The sequence below is a fragment of the Shewanella indica genome, from assembly GCF_002836975.1.
GTDB classification, from domain to species: domain Bacteria; phylum Pseudomonadota; class Gammaproteobacteria; order Enterobacterales; family Shewanellaceae; genus Shewanella; species Shewanella indica.
In genome coordinates this window covers 48,617-56,826 of record NZ_NIJK01000004.1, presented here as the reverse complement: position 1 = coordinate 56,826, position 8,210 = coordinate 48,617, and the positions used below count along the sequence as shown (strand labels likewise).

The window sequence follows — 8,210 nt, the reverse complement described above, 5'->3', positions numbered from 1 at the left end:
GCCGCCGTGCTGGTTGGAGTCCTACATTTCGCTCAGAGTTGTTATTTGGTTAAGATATAAGCAAAGTGGAATCCCGCCCTGTCATTCGTTATGGCCTGCTGGACGAGATGTTTCTTCAGTTATTCCATCAGGGGATCAAATTGCAAAAGCGATTGTTGGAACAGAACTATCGCTTATCGCTTGCCTACAACCTTGACATTTCCCAATTAAACTCCACTGAGCTTGTATATCAAATTTCCAAATTGATTCGGGATTATAAGCTTCCACCTAAGCTGGTCACCATAGAGATTACAGAGTCTGGACTTATATTGGCGCCAGCCCTCAATATGGAGAATCTGATTCGTTTACGTATGTTGGGTTGTGAACTGGCAATTGATGATTTCGGTGCCGCATATTCATCTTTAGCTCGTCTGTGTGACCTGCCTTTTTCACAGATGAAACTGGATGCCTGCTTTGTGGAAGGTTTGGATACCGAGCCCAGATGTAAGGCGGCGATATCCAGTGTGATAGCGCTCTCGGATTCATTGGATATGCAGTTAGTTATTGAAGGTATTGAAACGGCTGCCCAGCTCAAGTTATTGCAAAATCTCGGTTGCAATCTGGGACAGGGATTTTACTTTTCGCATCCATTGAGTGAAGCTGACTTTTGCAAACGCTTTTTACAGAATGAACTTTTAAGACTTCTTGGCTGAACAGATAGCGGTAATAACCTGTTTACGCTGCACCTTAAGCCCCTCGGCAACCTGTTGCGGCCAAGGATAATAGTGCCTCGGGCGTTTAAAACGGGCCAGCTTGTCTGCCAGGAAGGCGGTCAACTCGGCTTCGCTCGGCGCCTGTGAGCCTCGATAACGCAAAATGGCGGCCGGTAGTAAACCAAACTCAGGGTTATCTTCACCAAAGACAATGGCATCCAGGATGGCCGGGTGCCGTTTCAGCGCCGCTTCCACCTCTTCCGGTTGAATATTCTCGCCGCCGCAGATAAACATATTGTCGACCCGCCCCTGAATATGCAGTAGCCCATCCTGGCTCCAGCAGCCTTTGTCCTTGGTGCAGAACCAACCGTCTTGGGTCTCTTTAACTATGCTGCCATCCGGCTGCAGATAACCCATAAACAGGGTCTCGCCCCTGACCCAGATAACTCCCTGTTCTATTTTGAGTTCACGCCCGGGTAATAGGCGGCCACTGCTGCCATCACTGCGGGCGATTCCCGTGGTGATCTGCGAGCCCATCTCTGTCATGCCGTAACTGGTAAAGGCTTTCACTTTCAAGGGGGATAGCCTGTCCAGCAGGCCTTGGCCTATGGCGCCGCCGCCGAGTAGTAGGCACTTTACCCCCATAAGGCTTTCTGGGCTGTCGTCCAACAGGCGTTGCAACTGGGTGGCCACCAATGAGAGATGAGTGATGGCATCGCGCTTTAACTGCGCTGCCATAGTCAGCTCATTATCCGGCAGCACCACGGCCGCGGCGGCTAGGGCGCAGCGATTGAGAATGGCCAGACCACCAATATGGAACAGCGGTAGCGAGAGTAACCAGGCATCACCACTTGCCAAATGGAGCAACTGCCGACTGCCATTGGCGTTGGCGATATGGTTGTTAAGGCAGTGGACTGCGGCCTTGGGGCTGCCACTGGAGCCCGAGGTAAGAATAATATTGAGCGGTGTATTGGCCGAGACGGTGGCTATCTCGGTAGAGGGACTGTTCAAATCTAAGCGGGTCGAATCTAAGGTGGCAAAATCCGCCTGCACTCGGGTGATATCCCGCGTTTGCCAAAGCTCATTCCGGGCGTTATCCGGACACCAGATAAAGCGGATATTAAAACGTTCAAGCAGCTCCTGGAGCTGACTATCCGGAAACTTGGGTGACAGCGGGCAAAAGAGTAGCCCCAGATCCAAACAAGCCCAATACAGCAACATTAGCTCGCGGCAGTTGGCGGCCACACAGGCCAGTTTATCCCCGCGCTGCAACCCCAAGGCTCGAAGCTCGGCGCCGAGCGCCAACACCTGCCGACTTACTGCCTGATAGCTATGGCAGATACCGCCCTCTACCAAGGCGATGGCATCCGGCGTTTGTTGGCAACTGAGGTGAAGGGGCGAGTAGGTCATGTGCTCTCCTGTTACTGAAATTGGAGGTTGCAGAGGCTGTCAGAGCTTGGCGGTTAAAGACAGGGCCACTGACCCAATAATTCCAGCTCGGCAAAGTCCAGACAGGGTTTTTGCCCTTGGCTGACAATAATATCGCGTCCGAAAGGCGCCAGAGTATCCAGTCCGGGGGCTTCGTTGGGGGTCATGAGGGCACTGACTGCCTCCAGATCGGCAATTCCCAGAGAAGATTCCAGGCTGGAGCTCAACAGGGCGCGCACACCGGCCGCTTCGGCCTGTTCGATCAGGGTTTGCAGTCTGGTTAAGCTGCCGAGCAACATGGGTTTAAGCACCAGCGCGGTCAGACCGCTCGCGAAGTCATTGTAGTCAGGTACAAACTCACGTTGCAGCAGGCTTTCATCCAGGGCATAGCGGATCCCTGTGGCCTTGAATAGGGCCGGGTTATCGTCGGCGCGGCGGCAGGGTTCCTCAATATATTCAATGCTGGCCTTGGGCAGACAAGCGCAAAAATCCACAGCTTGTTGATACTCAAAGCCCTGATTGGCATCCAGCCTGAGTTTGAGATGAGGTTTGGCGGCCAATACGCCATGGATCAGTCTGAGCTCTTGCTCCATGCTGGTCTGGGCGACCTTGATCTTGGCTCTGAGAACCGTATCGGGAAGCGCCGCCAGCCTTTGTTGCAGCAGCGCCAGTGGCTCTTCTTCCCTGTGATAGATGAGTGGAATGGTTTCAAAGGCCGGCCAACGCTGTGGCAGTTGTCCTTTTAGTTTGGCATCGAGCAGACTTAGCCCCCAGGCGAGCGAGGGATGCTGACAGGCATCGGCCGCCTGACTCAACTTAAGCTCTTTGGCTGCCAGTGCTTGCATCAGCGCCAAGGCTGCTTCTGTCACCTCCGCCAGTGATTCACGGCTGAACCCCTGCAGTGGCTCGCCGTTGGCATCCAGGCCGCTCAGAGGAGCGACTTCTACAAAATGCTCTTCATCGCCGCAACAGGCCTTGATAATCAGCCCGGATCTCTGCTCGATTCTTTGCTTACCCACAGGTAGTGAGGTTTCCAGCGGCAGCCTATAGCGGGCCAGTGACAGTGAGTCTGGATGCATCATTCACCCCTTGAAATCGCGTTCAGGGCGCCTTTGAGCGCCGTGGCAAAAGCGCCGGGTTGGGCCTGATGGCTATTATGGCCCGCATCGGCAATGGTATGCAGCTTGAATCCGGCTTGTGGCTGCCAGGCCTTGGCGAGAGCGCTAAATTTGCCATCCAGCTCCCCGAGGTAGTAGTGGCTTGGGCAAGCAAGCTGGGCCGGCACCTGGCGCAGATCCTGTTGCAGTGCTAGTGAAGTGGCCTGGTAACAGTTGATTAGGCCAAGCGGCTGCTGATGGCAGCGTTTCTCAATTAAACCTTCTCGCTCGGCGCTTGATAGGTCGGCAAATACCGCTTGCTGATACCAGAGGGCCAGCACTTGTTCAATCGGCATAGTGTTAAAACGTTCGGCCCACTGCTTATCGGCCATCGCCCTCTGCCGGCGTTCATCATTGGATAACAGGCCCGGGTGACAGGACTCAAGATGCAGGCTCAGCAGCGCCTCGGGCCAGGTTTGAGCCAGATGCAGCGCGATACGACCACCAAGCGAGTATCCCACTAAGTGAAAGCGTGGGATCCCTGCCTTGAGCAGTGTATGACGCAGCAAGGCAACACAGTCACTGAAGCCTGGGCTTTCGATTTGGATATCACAGCTGCGGCCATGGCCCGGAAGATCAACCGCAATACAGTAGTAGTCCTGACTCAGGTGCGGCAGCAACTCGTGCCAATCATAGCTGCTGCCGAGAAAACCGTGCAGTAGCACTAAAGGCGGCTGGCTTGCTGACCCTTGAGTCGTTATGGCTAACATCAGCTTTGTTTTACCCATTGGCCTATGCTGGCTATCTGGTCGCTGGCCTGGGTTTGGCTGACGCAAACCTCGATGACCGAGGCGCCGTTATAGTTGAGCGCTTCACTGTAGGCATCCATAAAGCCCTGGAAGTCTTCCACCCTATTGTAGGGCAGGCCAAACATGGCCGCGCCATAGCCAAACTCCAGCCCGTGGCTTAATCGGTAATAGTGAGCCCTTACTTGCTCGTCCGGCACCGGCAGGATATTGAAGATATTGCCGCCATCATTGTTGAGTATCACTATCACCAACGGCCCCTGAGCCTGGCGTGCCAGCGCCAGAGAGTTGAGGTCGTGCAGCGCCGATAGATCGCCGAGCACCAAGGTGGTGGCCTGACCCTTGTGGTTGGCGACGCCGCAAGCACTGGCCAGCAGGCCATCTATCCCCGAAGCACCGCGGTTGGTGTAGGTGATGGCGGCGCAGCAACTGATGGGAGCGAACATATCATAAAGCCGCACCGGCAAGCTATTACCGATAAACAGCTGTTGTTCGCCGGTGCGGGTTGCCGCTATGGCCCTGATCACCTGGGCCTCACCAAACTCGCCGTTATCTATTTGGCGTACAAAGAGCTCATTGAGCGCCTCATTCTGGGCGGTGAGCTCCAGCGCCCAATTGGCGGAGGACGAGCGCGGCCACTCAAGCGCGGCTATCTGCTGCAGCTCTGCCAGCCAGAGCTGCTTGGGTTTATGGCTGGGATCCAGGCGCATCTGCTGCGGCAATACTTGCCAATATTGGTGCCAGTTCTGCTGTTCAAGATAACTTATTAAGCGTTTCGACAGCAGGCGTCCACCAAATACCAGTACCCGGTCGGCCTGTTGCAGCAGGGCTCGGCCCTTGGGGTTGAGCAGTAGTTGGTCGACATTGCCTATCGCGGCAGGATGTTGGCGCAGCTGAGACTGGGCATCTGTCAGTAGCGGCCAACCGAGTTTGCTGGCCAGTTCGACCAACTTTTGCGGATTATCGGCACTGTCCAGAGTGCCGGCGATGATAACCCCCTTGCCGTGAACAAAACGCGCCATGGTATCCCAACTGGGGACTTGTCCCAGGCCTTTGGTGGCATATTGGTTATAGGGTGTACTTGCCTGTTGCCAGCTCGCCAGAGGTTGCAGGTAGTGCTCTATGGCCTGACTTCTGGGGGCATCCAGGCTGCTTGGGTACAGCGGCTCACGATACATGCAATTGATGTGGACCGGCATGCTCTGGTTGGCCACGGCTTCATCAATCTGAGTCAGCAGTGCCTGAGGGGTTATGGCCAGATCCGGTGTCGGCAGGTTCAACTGCTTGGCATATTGGCCGAATATTGCCGGTTGGAGTATGGCTTGGTTGGCGCCGCAAGCTATCAGCTCCGGCGGTCTGTCACCGGAAAGCACGATCAAGGGGACTTGAGTTAACCAGGCCTCGACTATGGCCGGATACAAATTGGCCACGGCTGTTCCCGAGGTGGTGATAATGGCCACCGGAGCTCGACTGGCTTTGGCGAGTCCGAGTGCCATAAAGCCCAATCCTCGCTCATCAAAGTGCAGATGTTGTTTCAGTTTGTCCTGGCGGGCGGCTGCCAGTGTCAGAGGCGTTGAGCGCGAGCCCGGTGCCATGCACACATGCTGAGCCCCAAGGCGTGCCAGTTCTTCAAGTATGAGGGAACCCCAAAGGAGATTGAGTTCGGCGTGAGAATTGATTTGCATAGACGGCTTACCCAGTATCGAATGCGCATTAGTGTACCGCTTTTGGCAGCGCTATTGTATGAACTCTTGGGCAAATCTGTCTGTATACTTCAAGTCGTAAAAAGCGGGCTGAGATCCTATTTAGATTGTTATCACAAGCCTACAGTAAGGTCCCGCTCACCAAACGCAACTGTGAACGTATCCATTCCAGATCTGGGTCTTGTTGGCCGCTGGGACTAAGCAGTGTCAGTGTCAGCGGCTCAGTGACATTGAATAGGCGAGTGGTTTCCATTTCCGACAGCTTGCAAAGGTGTAGCAGAGGTTCTTCGCCCAACAGATCGAATACCGCCTTGTAGGGCACCAAAGCCACCGCCTGTGAGGCTTCCAGATAGGCACTCAGGGAGGAGATGCCGGTGATAGTCATTTCGACATTCAAATCCAGATTGTTGATCCGGCAGTAATCTTCAAATGGGCTTAGAGTGTTGGGGCCTATGCTCAAATCTGTGTTGATGTAAGGATACTCGGCGATGGTTTCCAACGTTAGCTCGCGGGAGAGCAGCGGATGATTCTTGTTGCAGATAAGGTAGAGGCTATCTAGTTTTCTCAGGGCTTCAATCTGTAATTTGCTGCCTATAGATTGCAGTTCTTGTGGGTAGTGACAACTGCAAAGTCCTGCACTGATGTTGCCATCTATGAGCCCTTGCAATGAGTTACAGCTCCAGGAATTCAAATTGATATGCAGCTGTTTGTTCTGTTGTTTAATGGCCTGCATCAAGGCCTTGGGATAGGCGTAAGAGATAAGACCCGGCGTGACAAGTTCAAAGTTTTTATTGCCTGCCATAGCTGGATTGCCAAGCTGATTGAAGCCTTTGGCACTGTTCACTATTTCTTTGGCAATAGGGTAAACCTTAGCCGCAAATTCATTGGGAATAAGGCCATACTTTTTTCTTAGAAATAGTTCGTTACCAAAAATAGATCTGGCAGTTTTTAAACAACGGCTTATTTTAGGGGCTGGTACATTCAAAAGCTTTGAAACGTGTGTTGCAGATTTGTTTTCATATAAGCTAACAAGGATGGAAAGGCTCAAAATATCCAGCTTTTCAAAGTCAATATGGTTCATCTGCAATACTCCTTTAGTGGTACCTTCAGCATCTATATTAACCTGTTTTTTCAGAAAGAATAATTTTATCCGAAGCTATTTTCGATTCTGTATTCTAGATCACTAAATGCTGTTTTTTTGACTAACCCAAGGAGGTTTGTGAGAGAGATTCTCATTAACTGTGTGTATTTCATATAGTGAAATAATGTATTTTCAAATATCGCTTTATCTAAATTTCATTTCTTATTTTTAGCAGAACGTTTTCTAGAAAATAGCAATGTAGTCAGTGTCTTATGTTTTGATCTTTCAATCTTTTCCTCAACGGTTATTTGATGACGATCAAAATTAATATTGCTGTAGATAGTAATAATTCAACTGCGCAATAAGCGTATTAAAACTAAAAATGATGTTTGGAGGGTTATATGGATACTTCAGTTATTCTAAGTTATGCCTTTATCTACTTCGTGCTTTTTATTGCAGTGCCATTCGTGCTGGTGGTGTTTGTAATGACATGTATCAAGTTCTTTAAGTCAGATGAAAAGAATGCCGAAGAGATAAAGCTCAAAAATAGGTTCTTTGACAAGCAGAGTTTAGATTTTTTTAAATCTCTGAAGTCTTTAACCAATGGTCGATACGAAGTTTGTAGCAATGTGGCGTTGGAGTCAGTGGTTGATATTGACCCACATGCGACCGCGAGTCACTCGCGCCTGGACTATGTATTGATAGATCAGAATTCTTCAGAAATAAAAATGGTAATTTCAGATTTCAGTGATGCTGAAAGCGCCAACTCAAAGAGCCTACTTGAAAAGCTCAACGTTCGCCTCATCGATATGAAACGCTCCAATCCCCTGGATGCACAGCACCTTGAGCAGATGTTGACAGCTTAGGCTGCAATAACGGGTGGCGGTTTAGGCCGCTACCTTTGAGTCCCTGTATATCCAATTGAAAGTGAGGACCCGAGATGTCCAGTATTCGATGGCGTGCAATATTAGGCGCGGCCTCTATGACCTGTTTGTTAGGGGTAAGCGGCATTGCCTATGCCGAGACCGCGTTGAAAATCAACAGTGATCCCTGTGTGAAGTGTCACAAACGCAATGGCTTAATGCAGGGACACCATGGTCAGGATCAGCTCAATATGAGTTGTAGCACCTGTCATGGGGAAAAAGGAAAACATCCAAGAAAGCCCAATGATTTAAGAGTTTTTACTCCTCAGGAAGGGATTGCCCCAGCAACCCAGAATGCCACTTGTCTCAAGTGTCACCAGCCACAGAAATTGGCTGAGAAAGAGTGGACCCACAATGTTCACGCCGACAAGTTGAGCTGCGCCGCCTGCCACAAGCTGCACCCGTTGGACGATCCAATGAAGCAAGCAACTGGCACACAGCACAGCAAGCTGTGCCGTGACTGTCATACGGTCAACTAAG

Annotated in this window: 8 protein-coding genes; 3 read left to right on the top strand and 5 right to left on the bottom strand. The window is 51.5% G+C overall.

Annotated features, from left to right (window positions below; translation table 11 throughout):
- Positions 1–65 precede the first annotated feature (65 nt).
- Positions 66–692: an EAL domain-containing protein gene (locus CX650_RS00980; protein ID WP_229800117.1), complete on the top strand. Its 627-nt coding sequence runs from the start codon at positions 66–68 to the stop codon at positions 690–692.
- Here the strand turns inward: CX650_RS00980 and menE are convergent.
- From menE to CX650_RS00955, 5 genes are all read right to left on the bottom strand, one after another.
- Positions 675–2,102 (bottom strand): o-succinylbenzoate--CoA ligase, encoded by a 1,428-nt coding sequence (gene menE, locus CX650_RS00975; RefSeq protein WP_101094773.1) that lies wholly within the window; start codon positions 2,100–2,102, stop codon positions 675–677. The two genes, CX650_RS00980 and menE, sit on opposite strands and share 18 nt — an antisense overlap.
- A 53-nt stretch (positions 2,103–2,155) precedes the next feature.
- Positions 2,156–3,199: an o-succinylbenzoate synthase gene (gene menC, locus CX650_RS00970; protein WP_101094772.1), complete on the bottom strand. Its 1,044-nt coding sequence runs from the start codon at positions 3,197–3,199 to the stop codon at positions 2,156–2,158.
- Positions 3,199–4,005: a 2-succinyl-6-hydroxy-2,4-cyclohexadiene-1-carboxylate synthase gene (gene menH, locus CX650_RS00965; RefSeq protein ID WP_229800118.1), complete on the bottom strand. Its 807-nt coding sequence runs from the start codon at positions 4,003–4,005 to the stop codon at positions 3,199–3,201. The genes menC and menH overlap by 1 nt, the downstream gene beginning before the upstream one ends.
- Positions 3,987–5,708: a 2-succinyl-5-enolpyruvyl-6-hydroxy-3-cyclohexene-1-carboxylic-acid synthase gene (gene menD, locus CX650_RS00960; protein WP_101094771.1), complete on the bottom strand. Its 1,722-nt coding sequence runs from the start codon at positions 5,706–5,708 to the stop codon at positions 3,987–3,989. The genes menH and menD overlap by 19 nt, the downstream gene beginning before the upstream one ends.
- A gap of 139 nt (positions 5,709–5,847) precedes the next feature.
- Positions 5,848–6,528 (bottom strand): LysR family transcriptional regulator substrate-binding protein, encoded by a 681-nt coding sequence (locus tag CX650_RS00955; protein ID WP_157822975.1) that lies wholly within the window; start codon positions 6,526–6,528, stop codon positions 5,848–5,850.
- 680 nt (positions 6,529–7,208) lie between these two features.
- Between CX650_RS00955 and CX650_RS00950 the strand changes: the two genes are divergently transcribed.
- Positions 7,209–7,673, top strand: a complete 465-nt coding sequence (locus CX650_RS00950; RefSeq protein ID WP_039035723.1) for a hypothetical protein — start codon at positions 7,209–7,211, stop codon at positions 7,671–7,673.
- 74 nt (positions 7,674–7,747) lie between these two features.
- Positions 7,748–8,209: a cytochrome c3 family protein gene (locus tag CX650_RS00945; protein ID WP_039035724.1), complete on the top strand. Its 462-nt coding sequence runs from the start codon at positions 7,748–7,750 to the stop codon at positions 8,207–8,209.
- Position 8,210 lies beyond the last annotated feature (1 nt).

What these genes read in the sequence shown, in the direction of transcription:
- CX650_RS00950 (WP_039035723.1), top strand. Translation starts at nt 7,209, where the DNA reads ATGGATACTTCAGTTATTCTAAGTTATGCCTTTATCTACTTCGTGCTT.
- menC (WP_101094772.1), bottom strand. Translation starts at nt 3,199, where the DNA reads ATGCATCCAGACTCACTGTCACTGGCCCGCTATAGGCTGCCGCTGGAA.
- CX650_RS00955 (WP_157822975.1), bottom strand. Translation starts at nt 6,528, where the DNA reads ATGGCAGGCAATAAAAACTTTGAACTTGTCACGCCGGGTCTTATCTCT.
- menH (WP_229800118.1), bottom strand. Translation starts at nt 4,005, where the DNA reads ATGGGTAAAACAAAGCTGATGTTAGCCATAACGACTCAAGGGTCAGCA.
- menD (WP_101094771.1), bottom strand. Translation starts at nt 5,708, where the DNA reads ATGCAAATCAATTCTCACGCCGAACTCAATCTCCTTTGGGGTTCCCTC.
- CX650_RS00945 (WP_039035724.1), top strand. Translation starts at nt 7,748, where the DNA reads ATGTCCAGTATTCGATGGCGTGCAATATTAGGCGCGGCCTCTATGACC.
- menE (WP_101094773.1), bottom strand. Translation starts at nt 2,102, where the DNA reads ATGACCTACTCGCCCCTTCACCTCAGTTGCCAACAAACGCCGGATGCC.